This is a genomic window from Cyanobium sp. Cruz-8D1, from assembly GCF_024345975.1.
In the GTDB taxonomy this organism is placed as follows: domain Bacteria; phylum Cyanobacteriota; class Cyanobacteriia; order PCC-6307; family Cyanobiaceae; genus Cyanobium.
Genome location: NZ_JAGQCD010000006.1, coordinates 16,614 through 31,641, shown reverse-complemented (window position 1 = coordinate 31,641; position 15,028 = coordinate 16,614). Strand labels below are relative to the sequence as shown.

Here is a 15,028-nt window from a genome sequence, read left to right as displayed (position 1 = left end):
TCGTCCTACGCCCGCGTCGCCCAGTCAGCTGCATTCAGCTGCGGGAACAACCCGTCCTCCCGCTGCACCCCCACCAGCCATTCCCGGGGCAGGTCGGTGCCGTGCTCGAGGGCATCGATCAGGCGCCAGAAACGGTCGAGGTGACGGCGGATCCGCTCGCGGGCCAGGCCGGTGGTGGTGCCTGCCCGCAGGATGAAGCTCCAGTCGGAGCTCTGGGCCAGGAGCAGTTCACGCCCCGCCTGGGTGAGCAGGGCGCGCTGGTCGGTGCTGCCCACCCCCCGGTTGACCCGTTGCACCATGGCGCGGGAGGCGCGCTGCCACTCGGCCACGACCCAGGCGTTGGTGTCGTTCAGCCAGTAGTCGTGGTAGCCCCCCTGGCCCCAGCTGGAGGGGGCCGGCCGGCAGACCTGCAGGTTCCGGTTCTGGCTGAGCACATCGCGCAGGTGGGTGAAGCCCACGTCCATCGCGGGGCCCTGGCGGAACAGTTCGGCCAGGAACTGGGGCCCTTCGAACCACCAGTGGCCGAACAGTTCGGCGTCAAAGGGCGCCACCAACAGCGGTGGCGGCTCGATCGTGGCGGCCAGGCGGGCGATCTGCTCGGAGCGGCCCCGTAGAAAGGCGGTCGCGTGCTGCTTCACCTTCTGGGCTGCCTGTTCCGGGTCGTAGGGCTGCTTCAACTCCAGGGGACAGCCCTGAGCCGTCACCCGGTGCAGCTTGAGCCCGAGGGGGCGACGGTCGTGGATGTCCTGGGCCTCCAGGGCGGCTTCCGGCAGGTCCCAGCCCAGGTCGCGGTGGAACTCCCGGTAGGCGCCGTCGCCGGGATACCCCTGGCTGGCACTCCAGACCGGCAGGGTGGATTCGCTGTCGCGGGCGAAGAAGGCCACCCCCGCCGGGGAACAGATCGGCGCATAGACCCCGTAGCGGGGACGGGGCAGACCATGGAGCAGGCCGTGGCCGTCGAGCAGGGAATAGCGCAGGCCGCACTCCGCCAGCAGCCGATCGAGGTCCTCGTAATAGGCACACTCCGGCAGCCAGATGCCCAGCGGGCGCACACCGAGCAGCCGTTGATGCTCCCGCACGGCGGTGAGCAGCTGGGCCCGCACCGCCTCCGGCGACTCCCGCAACAGGGGCAGATAGCCGTGGGTGGCGCCGCAGGTGATCAGATCCAGGACGCCCTGCTCCTGCAGGCGCCGGAACCCGGGCAGCAGGCTCCACCCCAGCTCCCGCCACTGGGCCTCGATGGCCGCGAGCGTCACCTGGAGCTGGCGGGCCGGCAGCGCCAGGTCCGGATCCGCCTGGTCGAGGAGGGTGCGGCGCAGGGCCAGCCAGGCTGGGAAACGGCCGTTCAGGGCCCTGTCGCTCAACAGCGACAGCAGGGTGGGGGAGAGGCCGAGGGTGAGTTTCGGCCGCTGCTCTGGATCGGCGGCGGCCCGCTCCAGCACGGCCAGGAGCGGCAAATAGCATTCCTGCAGCGCCTGGAAGTACCAGTCCTCCTCCAGCGAGCCGGGTTCTCCCGATCGCACGTAGGGGAGATGGGCATGCAACACCAGGGCCAGATCGCCTGCGGCCATGGGGAAACCTCTGTGGAGCCACTGTACGTTCCGCTCCTGGAGCGGGGCCGTCCGGCCCCTAGAGTGGATCTAACTCATAGCTGTTCCGCTTAACCCCATGGCCCGCGATCCCGGCCGGGTATTGATCTTCGATACCACCCTCCGCGACGGGGAGCAGTCCCCTGGCGCCAGCCTCAACCTCGAAGAGAAGCTCGCGATCGCCCAGCAGCTGGCCCGCCTGGGGGTGGACATCATCGAGGCCGGCTTCCCCTTCGCCAGCAGCGGCGATTTTCACGCCGTTCAAAAGATCGCCGCCAGCGTGGGCACCCCCGACGGGCCCGTGATCTGCGGTCTGGCCCGGGCCGCCAGCGGCGACATCAAGGCCTGCGCCGAAGCCGTGGCCCCCGCCGCCCACCGGCGCATCCATACCTTCATCGCCACCAGCGACATCCACCTCGAGCACAAGCTGCGCAAGACCCGCGCCGAGGTGCTCGCCATCACCGCGGAGATGGTGGCCTATGCCCGCTCCCTGGTGGAGGACGTGGAGTTCTCCTGCGAGGACGCCGGCCGCAGCGACCCTGCGTTCATGCACCAGGTGATCGAGGCGGCGATCAACGCCGGCGCCACCACCATTAACATCCCCGACACGGTGGGATACACCACCCCGGCCGAATTCGGCGCGATCATCGCCGGCATCAACCGTTCGGTGCCCAACATCGACCAGGCGGTGATCTCGGTGCATGGGCACAACGATCTGGGGCTGGCCGTTGCCAATTTTCTTGAGGCCGTCAAGAACGGTGCTCGCCAGCTGGAATGCACCATCAACGGCATCGGCGAACGGGCAGGCAACGCCTCCCTTGAGGAGCTGGTCATGGCCCTGCACGTCCGCCGCAGCTACTTCAACCCGTTCCTGGGCCGGCCGGCCGAGCAACGCGATTCCCTCACCAACGTGCGCACCGAGGAGATCACCAAGACCTCCCGGCTGGTCTCCAATCTCACCGGCATGGCCGTGCAGCCCAACAAGGCGATCGTGGGTGCCAATGCCTTCGCCCATGAGTCCGGTATCCACCAGGACGGCGTGCTCAAGCACCGGCTCACCTACGAGATCATCGATGCCCGCACCGTCGGCCTGGCCGACAACCGGATTTCCCTCGGCAAGCTCTCCGGCCGCAGCGCCTTCCGTGCCCGGCTGGAGGAGCTCGGCTACACCCTGGAGCGCCACGATCTCGACGACGCCTTCACCCGCTTCAAGGAGCTGGCCGACCGCAAGCGGGAGATCACCGACCGGGATCTCGAAGCGATCGTCAGCGAACAGGTGCAGCAACAGGACGGCCCCCGCTACGTGCTGCAATCGGTGCAGGTGAGTTGCGGCACCAACCTGCAGCCCACCGCCACCGTCACCCTGCGGGATGGGGACGGCATCGACCTGACCGAGGCGGCCATCGGCACCGGTCCGGTGGATGCGGTCTGCCAGGCGCTCAACCACCTGGCCCAGGTGCCGAACGAACTGGTGGAATTCAGCATCAAGTCCGTCACCGAGGGCATCGACGCCATGGGTGAGGTGACCATCCGCCTGCGCCACCAGGGGGTGCTCTATTCGGGCCATGCCGCCGACACCGACATCGTCGTGGCGGCAGCGCAGGCCTTCGTCAACGCCCTCAACCGGCTCGTCTCCGGCAGCCAGCGCGCCCCGCTCCACCCCCAGAAGACCCCGCTTCCGGTGGCTGAACTGCCGCGTCTGTGAACGCCCCCAACCGCTCTTCGCTGGCTACCGGCCTGCAGCTCGCCCTGCTGCTGCTGGTGGCTGTGCTGCTGCTGCTGCCCCTGCTGTGGCTGGTCAGCACCTCCCTCAAGGGGCCGGCGGAAAACATCTTCACCAGCCCCCCGGCCCTGCTGCCGAGCCAGCCGAGCCTGGAGGCCTACGGGCGCCTGTTCGCCGCCAACCCCATGGGCACCTACCTGCTCAACAGCACGATCGTCAGCGCGCTGGCGGTGCTGGCCAACCTGCTGTTCTGCTCCCTGGCGGCCTACCCCCTGGCGCGGATGCGCTTCCGCGGCAGGGGCCTGGTGCTGGCCCTGGTTGTGGCCACGATCCTGATCCCCTTCCAGGTGGTGATGATCCCGCTGTATCTGCTGATGGTGCAGATCGGTCTGCGCAACACGCTCTGGGCCCTGATTGTGCCCCAGGCCGCCACGGCCTTCGGCATCTTCCTGCTGCGCCAGAGCTTCCTGGCGGTGCCGGTGGAACTGGAAGAAGCGGCCCGGATCGACGGCTGCACCCCCATCGGTGAGTGGTGGAACGTGATGCTGCCGGCGGCCCGGGCCGACCTGATCACCCTGGCGATGTTCGTGTTCATCGGCACCTGGAGTGATTTCCTCTGGCCGCTGATCATTCTCGACGACCCCACTCTCTACACCTTGCCCCTGGGGCTGCAGCAGCTGGCCAGCAGTTTCTCCCTCGACTGGCGCCTGGTCGCCGCAGGCTCGGTGATCTCGATCCTGCCGGTGTTGCTGCTGTTCGTGCTGCTGCAGCGCTACATCCTGCCCAGCGCCAGTGGTGATGCGGTGAAGGGCTGAAGCACCCTGTCAGCGTGGGTGGCCCTCAGGGGCTTCCAGGCGCTGGGGGGCGCAGAACGCCGCCATCGCCGCGGTCGGCGGCCGGTGGGCTGGGGCGGCCGGCGGGTCCTGAGGACGGCAGCGGCACAGCGGGAAAAAAGTCCGGATCCGCCTGGGGGCGCCGCACGGCGCGGCCCTGCATGTCGGCCAGGGCGGATCGCCATTGCTCCTGCTGCCGCTCCAGGGCCTCGAGCCGCTGGGCGCTGGTCTCGAGCGTTTGCAGGCGTCCCAGCATCGCTCGCTGCTGCTCCTCCAGCACGGAGGTGCGATCGAGGGCGCGGCTGTTCTCCAATCCCTGCAGGCGCTGCTCCAGCCGCATCAGCCGCTGGCTCTGCTCCTGCGCCTTGCTCAGGATCACCAGAAACAGCACCGCCAGCATGGTGCTCAGCCCGAGCTGCAACCAGCCGGTCCAGATCGGCGGGCCTGGGGGCGCCTGGGGAGGGCGCCTGGCGCCGTCGTCGTCGCGGTCAGTGATCGAGACCATGCGCCCCCTGTGCTGATCCATGCTGGCCTGCGCGGGCCTGGCCGTCAGCCGACAGAGAGGGGAAGGGGAGCCCCGCTGCGGACACTGGCGCCGGCCAGCAGCTCCGCCACGGTGGAGCGGTAGACGGCCGAGGCCTGCTCCGGATCCCGGCCGATGCAGGTCATGCCCAGCTTGCCGAACTCCGAGAGGCAGCCCAGCAGATGGAAGACGCTGCCTTGCAAGCGGGCGGGGTCGTAGTGCAGGCCGGCCTCCGCCACGATGTCGATCAGGTCGAGGGGCATCAGGCCCCGCAGGCGGGGGTCGCTGAAATTGTCGGTGGCGCGGTAGTGCAGCGGTTGCCCCGTGGGGGAGAGGAAGCGACCCGTGCTGGGCTCGAGGCTGCCGGCGGTGATGGCCCGCAGGGCCATGAAGGGATGGGTGGTGCCGCCCTGGCGCAGGTTGACTTCGATGGCCTGCAGGTCCCAGTCCTCAGCAAAGCGGCGGGCGATGAAGTCGACCCCATAGCGCTCCAGGGCCCCTTCAGCGGCGAGGGCCTGCCCAATGGCCTGGCCGTGCTGCATCAGCGCCACCCGGTAGGGCTCGGCGGCGGGGAAGCAGCAGCCCAGGTAGGTCTGGCCGCCGGCGCCACCGAGGATCTGCTCATGGGTGGAAAGCACCTCCACCATCCCCCCTGGGTGGATGGTGCCCTGCACGCTCGGCGAACGCAGCACCTCTCCACCCTCCAGCCAGGCCTCGGCCAGGGCCCCCTGCTGGGCCAGCAGCTCCTTCCAGGCGGCCGCCGGCATCGGCAGGCCCTCCAGGGCCTCAGCGAGCCGGGCGACCCGCTCCCGCCTGGAGAGGCCGGCCAGGGCCAGGGGAGTGAAGTCGAGCCGGGCATTGCCTTCACCGCTGAAGCCCTCGTTCAGCTTGATGACGCAACCGCCCAGTTCGGGGTGCGAGTCCCAGAGATCGGCCACCGCCTCGGCCAGATCCCCGGGGCTGTGGGCCAGCCCGCTGCCGGGGGGATGGGGAACGCCGCAGCGGGCGAACAGTTCCCGGCTGCCGGCCTTGGTGCCCCAGTAGCCCAGGGCCGGATCGGTGCCCAGCAAAGGCACCTGCAGGCGTTCGGAGAGCGTCTTCTCCAGCTCCGTCACCACGTAGCAGTTGATGAAGCTGCGGCCGGGCCGTAGCCGTTCCCGGATCCTCCCCAGCAGGGCCGGACGCTCCAGCAGCTTCTGGGTCAGGGGTCGGGCGGAACCGTCGTCGGTGTCGAACAGGTGCAGCCGCCGGCGGGCATGGGAGGTGGGGACGCCTGGCATCAGCTCCAGCACCGCGTCCACCACCAGTTCGGGCAGCAACTTGCTGGTGACGTAGACCACCTGCACTCCGGGATTGCGCAGCCGCATCAGGGAGAACAGCTGCCGCTCCTCGTAGTGGTGGGCCCCCGTCACCAGGGCCAGCTGGGAGGGGTCCATGGTGAGCGAGGGCACCATGAGCAGATCGAAGTCCGCGCCGGCCGAGCCGGTACCGGCGTCGCCATGCTCCCGGCCCCAGGGGGCCTGCAGCTGCTTCTGCAGGTCGCGGAAGCTGAGGACCACGGCGCATGGGGCGGAATGTCGTCATGCTGCTCCCAACAGCGGCCAGCGCCAATGGAGTCCATCGCGGTGAGTGCCCTTGGCTATGGGGCCGCGACGTTAACCACCCTCAGCCTGTTCCCCCAGGCCGTGAAGACCGTGCGCAGCGGTGACACCAGCGCCATTTCGCTGCGGATGTACGGCCTGTTCACCCTGGGGATCCTGGCCTGGGCCGTCTACGGGCTGCTCAAGGCCGATGGGCCGCTGATCGCCGCCAATCTGATCACCCTGGTGCCGGCGACGGTGGTGCTGGAGCGCAAGCTGCGGGCGCTGCTGGACGGGCGAGAACGCTGGGGCCGTGGTCCCCGGGGGAAAGGCTGAGATGGCGGCAGCGGGGGGCAACGACGCCCTGTTCGTGGCGATCGGCGCGGTGCCGGGGGCCTTGTTGCGCTTCCGGGTCATCAACCATTTCGAGCCGATGCTGCCCCGCAAGCACTGGGGCACCTTCGGGGTGAATCTGATCGCCTGCTTCGCCATCGGCCTGCTGGTGAGTCTGCAGTCCAGTTGCGGCCTGGCAGCCGGGCGCACCCTGCTGCTGCTGGGCACGGGATTTCTGGGCAGCTTCAGCACCTTCTCCACCTGGATCGCCGAACTGCACGCCACCCTGGACCGGCACCAACGCCGGGAGGCCGTGCTGCTCTGTGGCGGTTCGGTGCTGGGGGGACTGCTGGCCGTGGCTGCCGGCCTGGCCCTGGGCAGCTCCTAGGACACGCCATGGCAACGTCCCCGACCGGAGGCCATGCCGCCCTGCGCCGCGAGGCACGGGACCTGCTGTTGGTGGCCACCGGAGCCGTGCCCGGAGCCCTGCTGCGCTGGCACCTGGAGGACCTTGGCAAGGGCCTGATGGGGGGTCACGCCGGGCTGATCGAGTTCGATCTGATCGCCAACCTGCTCGGAACGTTCCTGATCGGCGTGATCGCGGCGCAGCCGGCCCCTCGCCCCAGGCTGATGCTGCTGGGGGGCATCGGCTTCTGCGGATCGCTCACCACCTTCAGCAGCTGGATGCTGCAGATCAGCCTGGCCCTGCGCCGCGGGCGCCCCGACGAAGCGCTGATCGTCGTGCTGATCAGCCTGCTGGGGGGGCTGGTGGCGGTGAGCGTGGGTCTGGTGGTAGGCCGCTGGTTCAGGCGCTGAAGGCCTTGCGGGGCGAGATGGGGTAGGGAATGCGCCGGTGGCGCATGCGCCGCCAGACCCGCACAAAAGCCCTGATCACCAGTTCCAGCTCGGCCCGGGAGATGCCGCTGCCATCGAGCTGGCCATCGTTCTGCCTGGCTTCGACGAGGCGTCGCACCATCGCCTGGGCCTCCGACTCACTGGTGCCCGGCGGCAGGGAGCGCAGGGCGGCCTCGCAGCCATCGGCCAGCATCAGGATCGCCGTCTCGCGGCTGCGGGGGGCAGGGCCGCGGTAGCGAAACTGCTCTTCCCTGACCGTTGGATCCCGCTCCTTGGCCTGGTAGAGGAAGTACCCCATCTTGAGCCTGCCCTGGTGCTCGGGGATGAAATCCGCGAGGGGACGGGGAAGCCGGTAGCGACGGGCCAGCTTGAGGCCCTCGTCGACATGGGCCTGGAGGATGGCGGCGCTGGCGAAGGGATCGTCGAGTTCGTCGTGGGGGTTGGCGCCGTGCTCCTGGTTCTCGATGAACCATTGGGGACCATGCAGCTTGCCGACATCGTGATACAGGGCTCCGGTGCGGATCAGATCCACATCGGCCTGGATGGCGCGGGCCCCCTCCTCCGCCAGACCGCAGATCATCAGGGTGTGCTCGAAGGTGCCCGGCGCCTCCATCGACAGCCGCCGCAGCAGGGGGCGTTCCAGGTCGGCCAGTTCCATCAGCCTGGCCCGGGTCAGCAAGCCGAAGAAGCTTTCCACCAGGGGCGCCAGCAGCAGACCCGCCATCAGCAGCCCCGTCACCAGCAGGGCTTCCTGGAGCAGGTCACTGCCGCTGAACGGTCCCGGGGTGGTGTCCAGGGCGCGGAGGTTGAACATCTGGATCAACAGCCACTGCAGCAGAACGGCACCGACCGGGAGCAACAGGGCCAGCTGCAGCAGCTGGGCCCGGTTGCGTTGGCGCCCGGCAAGCACGGCCGCGATCGCCGCCACCAGGGCCGCCACCCCCAGCTGGGGCACCAGCAGGCCCTGCACCGGCACCGGCCAGAGCATGGCGGCCACGGCCAGCCAGGCCAGGCCGGCCGCCGTGCCCAGGCCCTGGGAGAGGAGCAGGGTGGGGGGAACCAGCAGGGCCAGGGGGCTCACCTGGTTACCCAGCCAGAGCTTGCAGCCCTGCACGAGCACCAGCATCGCCAGCGCCAGCAGGGCCTGACGCGGTTCGAGGCTGGCCCGCCAGCGGCGCATCACCAGCAGCATCACGCCGCAAGCCGCGAGGGCTTCACTGAAGCGGACCAGCCAGGCCACGGGGCGGGGGCGGTGATTGACCAGGTCGAAGTGTTCCAGCACATCGAAGGACTGGGGGCTGATCGCCTCCCCCTGACGGGTGATCAGGTCGTTCTTCCTCACCCGGATCGTGGGCAGCCCCTGGCGGGTGAGCAGGTCCTCGATCCGGCGCTGGCTGAGGAAGCTGTCACTGCGCAGGTTGGTGCGTCCCTGCAGGCTGCTGGCCAGCAGGCGGCTGCCCAGGCTGCGGGCTGGTGGTTGGAGGTTGTTGAGCTGCAGCACCGAGGCCTGCAGCAGCTGGCCCTCGGACAGGCTGGCCACAACGCCCTGGCTGAGCATGCGCTGCTGGGCCCGACGCAGGGAGACCTTCCAACGCATCAGTTCCGGAGGCGTCAGCCCCGTCAGCCAGCGGCGCTCCTCTTCGGTGAGGTTGAGGGAGTCGGGGCGGGGCTGGTCGTCAGCCACCTTCTCGCGCACGTTCTGCAGGCGTTGCTCCAGCCGTTGCACCAAGGCCTCGCTGGCCAGGGGGTCGACCACCTGAACCTGGCTGCGCGGCAGCATCTGGCTGCGGCGCTGCTCCAGATCGGTGCTGTCGATGACCGTGGCATCGGCGGGCGCCCGGGCGGTGAAGGGGGCCGCCATCCCCGGACGCAGGTTGGGCTCCACCAACCAGGGCCAGCTGGTGAGCAGCGCCACCAGGAGGCAGCACAACAACACAAGCAGGGAGCCCCCGCTGCGCCAGGCCACCAGGGCCTGGCGAGGACGCTCGAGCCGCAGCAGCTGGCGCCAGAGTCCCCTGATCCGCCGCAGCCCCACTTCCATCCACTCACGCTAGCCAACAAGAGCGGAACCTCCATCAGGGAGTTGCTGCGTGCATGCTGGGGGTCGGCAACGCGTTCTCCCCATGGCCACCCTTCTCGACGGCCGGCGACTGGCGGCGGAGATTGAACGCCGCCTGAGCGCCGTGATCAGCGAAGGCCTGGCGGCGGCAGGACGGGCCCCGGGTCTGGCGGTGCTGCGGGTGGGGGATGACCCCGCCAGCGGCGTCTATGTCGCCAACAAGGAAAAAGCCTGCGGCCGCGTCGGCATCAGCAGCCATGGCGGCCATCTGGCGGCGGACACCCCGGCCGAGGAGGTGCTGGCCCTGATCCGACGCCTCAACGCCGACCCGACGGTCGACGGCATCCTGCTGCAACTGCCGCTGCCGGAGGGACTGGCGGAAGAACCCCTGTTGGCGGCCATCGACCCGGACAAGGATGCCGATGGTCTGCACACCCTCAACCTGGGCCGGCTGCTGAAGGGGGAGCGGGGCCCGCGCAGCTGCACGCCGGCCGGGGTGATGGCCATGCTGCGCAGCGCCGACGTGCCGATCGCCGGGGCCCAGGCGGTGGTGGTCGGCCGCAGCATCCTGGTGGGCAAGCCGATGGCCCTGATGCTCCAGGCGGCCGACGCCACCGTCACCGTGGCCCATTCCCGCACCCATCATCTGGCCGAGGTGACCCGCCAGGCCGATCTGCTGGTGGTGGCGGCCGGCCGCCCCCGGCTCATCGGCGCGATGCATGTCAAACCGGGGGCGGTGGTGGTGGATGTGGGCATCCACCGGCTGGAGGGGAAGCTCTGCGGCGACGTGGATTACGAGACGGTCGAGCCCCTGGCAGCCGCCATCACGCCGGTGCCGGGTGGGGTGGGGCCGATGACCGTGGCCATGCTGCTGGTCAACACGGTGGTGGCCTGGTGCTATCGCCACGGCCTGGAGCATCCCCTAGGGGATCTGCTCCCCTGATGGAGGGGACGGCAGGGAGAAGGCAACGGCTTGCTCTATGACCCGGATGAAGGCCGCCTGGGGCAGGGGCTGGCTCAGCAGATAGTCCTGAATCTCATCACAGCCGAACCGGCGCAGCAGGGCCAGCTGGGCCGGGGTTTCCACCCCTTCGGCGATCGTGCGCAACCCCATGGAACGGGCCAGGCTGATGGCGTGAAGATCCTCTCGGTCCTTGCTCAGCGCCGCGGTCCGCCTGTGCACGAACTGACGGACGCTGAAACTCCAGGGACGATCTGGACTGTTGCCGCCAGGAGGCCTGCCGGCAGAACCAAGGGGCCAGCCCCCGGAGAGGGGGGGGATCAACAAGGGACCCGGAGCGCCCTCAGGGGGAACGGCAAGAGCCCTGGAATGTCTCCTGTCGAGAACCCGCTGAGGGCCAATGGGCCACCCCAAGCAGGCTTTCGGGATTGATCACCCATCCGCCCCTGAGGCAGTCCAACCGATCCCAAACTGTTGCGCGGACCCGGCACCTGCCATCATCGGCCTGAGAGAATCCGCGCCAGCACTCTGGACCCCATGGCCTCGGCGGTGAGCACGGCGTTTGACTTCACCGCCTACCTGGAGGCGGCGCGCTGGCGCGTGGAGGCCGCCCTGGAGAGCTCCCTGGGCCCGGAGCGCCCGGAGTCGCTGCGGGAGGCGATGCGGTATTCGCTGCTCGCCGGCGGCAAACGCCTGCGGCCGATCCTCACCCTGGCGGCCTGTGAGCTGGCCGGCGGTGACGCGGAGCTGGCCATGCCGACGGCTGTGGCGATGGAGATGATTCACACCATGTCGCTCATCCACGACGATCTGCCCGCCATGGACAACGACGACCTGCGCCGCGGCCGACCGACCAACCACAAGGTGTATGGCGAGGCCAAGGCGATCCTGGCGGGCGATGCCCTGCTGACCCGAGCGTTCGAGATGGTGGCGTTGCGCAGCCCGGGAGTCCCCCCCGAACGACTCCTGCAGGTGGTGGGCGAGCTGGCCCTGGCCTCCGGTGCCCCTGGTCTGGTGGGCGGCCAGGTGGTGGATCTGGAGTGTGAGGCCAGGCAGGTGGATCTCGACACCCTCGAATACATCCATCTGCACAAGACCGGCGCCCTGCTGCGGGCCTGCGTAATCTCCGGCGCCCTGATCGCCGGGGCCTCCGCCGAGCTGGTCGCGGCCCTGCGCACCTACGCCCGCGGCATCGGTCTGGCCTTCCAGATCATCGACGACATCCTCGATGTCACGGCCAGCAGCGACGTACTGGGCAAGACGGCGGGCAAGGATCTGGCCGCCGACAAGACCACCTACCCCAAGCTGCTGGGCCTGGAGGAATCCCGCCGTCGCGCCGACGCCCTGGTGAGCGAAGCCAAGGCGGTGCTCACCCCCTGGACCACCCAGGCCGCACCCCTGCTGGCCCTGGCCGACTACATCACCAGTCGCGACCGATGAGCGAAGCCGTCGGCGCCCTTAAGGCCCTGGGTGAACTCTTTGCCAATGGTGTGCTCGCCTGGGGCCTGGTCGCCTGCGGCGTGGCCCAACTCTCCAAGCTGGTGATCGAACTGGTGCTGCATCGCCGTTGGCGGCCAGCGGTGCTGGTCGAGACCGGCGGCATGCCCTCGAGCCATTCCGCTCTGATGACGGGCACCGCGGCGGGCCTGGGCTGGGAACTGGGTTTCGCCGATCCCCTGTTCGCCCTGGCGGCCGTGCTCTGCTTTGTTGTTCTCTATGACGCCAGTGGGGTCAGGCGCGCCGCCGGACTCACGGCCCGGCGGGTGAACGGCCTCCCCGACGGCCTCTGGGACACCCAGGCTGAGGCTGGCGACAGCGGCACCGACCCCGTGCTCCGTCCCCTCAAGGAGAATCTGGGCCACACCCGCACCGAGGTGCTGGTCGGCAGCCTGATGGGCCCCCTGGTGGCCCTGCCGGGCCTGGCCCTGCTGGGATCGCCCTGGCAGATCGCCCTCCAGGCCGGTTGGTTGCCGCTGGGGTGAGCGATCTCTCCGGCCTGAGCGACGACCAGCAGAACGCCGCCGCGGCCTTCGCCGCCTGGCTGTCGGCCCCTGCCGACGGCCAGGCGTTCGTGCTGGAGGGTTATGCCGGCACCGGCAAGACGTTCCTGTCGATGCGCTTCCTGGCCCAGGCGGAGAGGGCCGGCCTCTGCTGGACCGTGGTCGCCCCCACCCACAAGGCGGTGGGCGTTCTGCGCCATCACCTCGCCCTGGCGGGCCTGCAACCCACCTGGTACCCGTCCACCATTCACCGGCTGCTGCGGCTCAAGCTGAAGCGGGAAGGGGATCGGGAGCGCTGCGAGGAAACCACGCAGACCGCCCTGGCCCTCGAAAACCTGGGACTGGTCCTGGTCGACGAGGCCTCGATGGTGGATGGCAGCCTGCTGGACATCACCCTCCGCTGCGCCCAGGCCTACCGCACCCGCCTGGTGTTCGTGGGGGATCCGGCCCAGTTGCCGCCGGTAGGGGAGGAGCAGAGTCCGGTGTTTGCCATGGGCCGGGCGCAGCGGGTGGCCCTGACCCATGTGGTGCGCCACCAGGGCCCGGTGCTGCGCCTGGCCGGCGGCCTGCGGGACGGGAACCTGCCCTGCCGCCGGCCGCCCGTGCTGGCCCCGGTCCATACCAGCTCGGGCCGGGTGTCCCTGCTGGGGCGGGACGACTGGCTGGCGGCCGCCCAGGAGGGTTTGCGCCGCAGCGCCGCCGCCGACGATCCCGACCTGGCCCGGATCCTCTGCTACACCAACCGGTCCCTGGAGCGGCTGGTGCCGATCGCCCGCCGCGCCCTGCACGGCGCTATGGCGGACCAGCTGCCCGTGCTCCCCGGTGAGGTGCTCATCACCCGCACGGCCGTGATGGCGCCGGCCTGCCGTGAGGGGGACGCCGCCGCCGAGGAACCGGACCTGCTGCTGGGCAGTAACCGGGAGCTGGTGGTGCGCGATGTGCGCCCGGACCGCTGTGATCTGGCCGATTTCGGTGTCGAAGCCTGCCTCGGCGCCCCCGTGATCGACACCCTCACCGCCACCGTGGAGGCAGGGGAGGCCCAGCTGAACCTGCGGCTGCTGCCGCCCCTCGGCAGCGGTCCACGCGCCAGCCTGGATGGGGTGATGGAGGGGCTACGCCAGCAGGCACGCGAGGCGGGCAAGAAAGATGGCAAACCCTTCTGGCGCCGCTACTTCCTGGTACGCGACGCCTTCGCCTCCCTGGGACCGGCGGCCGTGCTCACCGTCCACCGCAGCCAGGGCAGCACCTTCGGCGAAGTCTTCATCGACGAGGACGTCTTCTGGCCCCGGGAGCTGCTGCTGCGGCAGCGGCTGGTCTATGTGGCCGTCAGCCGGGCCAGCCAGGCGGTGACCCTGATGGCCGGGGCCGGTGATGCTGCCGAGCGGGAGCACTGGGGACACTGGCTGCGGGAGGCTGACGCCAGCGCAGGGCACGGACCGGAGCCCACCTCCTAGCATTGATGCGTTTGTTTTTGCTGGGGCCTCACCTGAATTCCCTGCTCGCCGCGTCGCCACCCCTGGCGGATCCTGCGCCCAACATGGGCACCACCCCACCGGCCCGCAAGTCCTCCGCCAGCCAGGCCGGAGCCAGTGGGATCGTTGGCGGCGGAGAGCTGATCACCGAGGTGGGGGCCCTGCTCGTCGCAGCGGTCCTGGTGGGGGTGATCGCGGTGGTGCGACGCTGGCTGAGGCTGCGCTCTCGGCCAACGATGCCGGGGCTACCACGGGAGCGGGTGTTGCCGTTATCGCGCCACGGCACCATCCACGATCCCAAGTACCTCGGCCGGATTCTTGAGGCTGAGGACCCACCGGCCGGTCCCTGATCTCAGCCGGCCCGCAGCCCCTCGATCCCCTGGGAGCCGAGGTAGGCGGCCAGGCCGAAGCAGACGGCGGCCACGATCAGCTCGGCGTTGGCAAACAACCAGCCCTTGCTCGCCTGCAGCACGGGCAGCAGCCGTTCCTGGCCCACCAGCGCCAGCCCCGCCAGGGGCAGCAGCAGCAGCAGGCCGGTGAAGAGGCTGAAGACGCCAGTGGTGAGCACTTCCCTGGGCCGGCTCAACCCCGCCTCCAGCAGGCTGGCGGCGGTCTTGGCATACAGGAACAGATCGTCGGGGCTCGACACCTGCACGGCGGCACTGAGGCCGAGAAGCAGCGGCAGGGGCAGGGCGCAGAAACCATCCAGTCGGCGGGTCCAGCCAGGGGGACCACCCTCCTGGCGTCTACCAAGCAGCCCGTTGAGGCCCAACGCCAGCAGTCCGCCCGCCCCCAGCAGGTCGAGGCCAGTGCGCTGATCGGTGCCCTGCTCCATGGTGAGCAGCAGACCATGGCCCACGCCCAGCAGCAGGGCCATGGCCGCCGCGGAGGTGAGCAGCCACCCCATCACGAACCAGCTCCCCCGGCGCAGCGGGCTGGGGCCCACCAGGATCAGCAGCAGCAGGCCGATGTGCAAGGGGCTGAAGCTGATCGCCAGACCGAATCCGAACAGTTCACGCCAGAGGCTGGTGGTCGGCATCGCGGTGGTCTCTCACACCCCATTGTCCGGTACCGCCCTGCCCAGGCCAGTGGTGGGGGTG

At 69.8% G+C, this 15,028-nt stretch carries 16 protein-coding genes; 10 read left to right on the top strand and 6 right to left on the bottom strand.

The window, feature by feature from the left end:
* Nucleotides 1–5: 5 nt before the first annotated feature.
* Entirely contained in the window at nucleotides 6–1,571 is a 1,566-nt protein-coding gene (locus KBZ33_RS05490; RefSeq protein ID WP_254951332.1) for a glycoside hydrolase family 57 protein, read from the bottom strand.
* Nucleotides 1,572–1,668: 97 nt separating this feature from the next.
* On the opposite strand from KBZ33_RS05490, the gene KBZ33_RS05485 reads away from it, so the two are divergent.
* Together KBZ33_RS05485 and KBZ33_RS05480 are read left to right on the top strand one after the other, a co-directional pair.
* A complete protein-coding gene (locus KBZ33_RS05485) occupies nucleotides 1,669–3,294 on the top strand; it encodes a 2-isopropylmalate synthase (protein ID WP_254951334.1) in 1,626 nt (541 codons plus the stop codon).
* Nucleotides 3,291–4,127 carry a carbohydrate ABC transporter permease gene (locus KBZ33_RS05480; RefSeq protein WP_254951335.1) on the top strand — a complete coding sequence of 279 codons (837 nt, stop codon included), beginning with the start codon at nucleotides 3,291–3,293 and terminating at the stop codon, nucleotides 4,125–4,127. The genes KBZ33_RS05485 and KBZ33_RS05480 overlap by 4 nt, the downstream gene beginning before the upstream one ends.
* Nucleotides 4,128–4,152: 25 nt before the next feature.
* Here the strand turns inward: KBZ33_RS05480 and KBZ33_RS05475 are convergent, their stop codons facing one another.
* Both KBZ33_RS05475 and KBZ33_RS05470 read right to left on the bottom strand, forming a co-directional pair.
* Nucleotides 4,153–4,650, bottom strand: a complete 498-nt coding sequence (locus KBZ33_RS05475) for a hypothetical protein (RefSeq protein WP_254951337.1) — start codon at nucleotides 4,648–4,650, stop codon at nucleotides 4,153–4,155.
* 44 nt (nucleotides 4,651–4,694) lie between these two features.
* Nucleotides 4,695–6,227, bottom strand: coding sequence for a peptide ligase PGM1-related protein (locus KBZ33_RS05470; RefSeq protein WP_254951339.1), 1,533 nt, complete (start codon nucleotides 6,225–6,227; stop codon nucleotides 4,695–4,697).
* Nucleotides 6,228–6,278: 51 nt separating this feature from the next.
* Here KBZ33_RS05470 and KBZ33_RS05465 point away from each other — a divergent pair, with 51 nt between their 5' ends.
* The 3 genes from KBZ33_RS05465 to KBZ33_RS05455 are packed head-to-tail and all read left to right on the top strand — an operon-like array spanning nucleotide 6,279 to nucleotide 7,397.
* Nucleotides 6,279–6,584, top strand: coding sequence for a SemiSWEET family sugar transporter (locus tag KBZ33_RS05465; RefSeq protein ID WP_254951341.1), 306 nt, complete (start codon nucleotides 6,279–6,281; stop codon nucleotides 6,582–6,584).
* Nucleotide 6,585: 1 nt separating this feature from the next.
* Nucleotides 6,586–6,969 (top strand): CrcB family protein, encoded by a 384-nt coding sequence (locus tag KBZ33_RS05460; protein ID WP_254951343.1) that lies wholly within the window; start codon nucleotides 6,586–6,588, stop codon nucleotides 6,967–6,969.
* An 8-nt stretch (nucleotides 6,970–6,977) separates the two neighbouring features.
* On the top strand, nucleotides 6,978–7,397 hold the full coding sequence (locus KBZ33_RS05455) for a CrcB family protein (protein ID WP_254951345.1): 420 nt from the start codon (nucleotides 6,978–6,980) through the stop codon (nucleotides 7,395–7,397).
* Here the strand turns inward: KBZ33_RS05455 and KBZ33_RS05450 are convergent.
* On the bottom strand, nucleotides 7,387–9,477 hold the full coding sequence (locus KBZ33_RS05450) for an HDIG domain-containing metalloprotein (RefSeq protein ID WP_254951347.1): 2,091 nt from the start codon (nucleotides 9,475–9,477) through the stop codon (nucleotides 7,387–7,389). The two genes, KBZ33_RS05455 and KBZ33_RS05450, sit on opposite strands and share 11 nt — an antisense overlap.
* Before the next feature lie 82 nt (nucleotides 9,478–9,559).
* Here KBZ33_RS05450 and folD point away from each other — a divergent pair, with 82 nt between their 5' ends.
* Nucleotides 9,560–10,438, top strand: a complete 879-nt coding sequence (folD, locus tag KBZ33_RS05445) for a bifunctional methylenetetrahydrofolate dehydrogenase/methenyltetrahydrofolate cyclohydrolase FolD (RefSeq protein WP_254951349.1) — start codon at nucleotides 9,560–9,562, stop codon at nucleotides 10,436–10,438.
* On the opposite strand, the gene KBZ33_RS05440 is transcribed toward folD, so the two are convergent.
* Complete coding sequence (locus KBZ33_RS05440) at nucleotides 10,418–10,678, bottom strand: EAL domain-containing protein (protein ID WP_254951351.1); 261 nt, start codon at nucleotides 10,676–10,678, stop codon at nucleotides 10,418–10,420. The genes folD and KBZ33_RS05440 overlap by 21 nt on opposite strands.
* Before the next feature lie 315 nt (nucleotides 10,679–10,993).
* On the opposite strand from KBZ33_RS05440, the gene crtE reads away from it, so the two are divergent.
* From crtE to KBZ33_RS05420, 4 genes are read left to right on the top strand one after another with little or no spacing between them, the layout of a single operon-like run.
* A complete protein-coding gene (gene crtE / locus KBZ33_RS05435; RefSeq protein WP_254951353.1) occupies nucleotides 10,994–11,896 on the top strand; it encodes a geranylgeranyl diphosphate synthase CrtE in 903 nt (300 codons plus the stop codon).
* Entirely contained in the window at nucleotides 11,893–12,438 is a 546-nt protein-coding gene (locus KBZ33_RS05430; RefSeq protein ID WP_254951354.1) for a divergent PAP2 family protein, read from the top strand. The genes crtE and KBZ33_RS05430 overlap by 4 nt, the downstream gene beginning before the upstream one ends.
* Nucleotides 12,435–13,910, top strand: a complete 1,476-nt coding sequence (locus tag KBZ33_RS05425) for an ATP-dependent RecD-like DNA helicase (RefSeq protein ID WP_254951356.1) — start codon at nucleotides 12,435–12,437, stop codon at nucleotides 13,908–13,910. Before KBZ33_RS05430 ends, KBZ33_RS05425 begins: the two co-directional genes overlap by 4 nt.
* 5 nt (nucleotides 13,911–13,915) lie before the next feature.
* A complete protein-coding gene (locus KBZ33_RS05420) occupies nucleotides 13,916–14,278 on the top strand; it encodes a hypothetical protein (protein ID WP_254951358.1) in 363 nt (120 codons plus the stop codon).
* Nucleotides 14,279–14,280: 2 nt separating this feature from the next.
* On the opposite strand, the gene KBZ33_RS05415 is transcribed toward KBZ33_RS05420, so the two are convergent.
* The gene (locus tag KBZ33_RS05415) at nucleotides 14,281–14,967 is read right to left on the bottom strand and encodes a GAP family protein (protein WP_254951360.1); all 687 of its coding nucleotides are present in this window, start codon (nucleotides 14,965–14,967) and stop codon (nucleotides 14,281–14,283) included.
* Nucleotides 14,968–15,028: the final 61 nt, after the last annotated feature.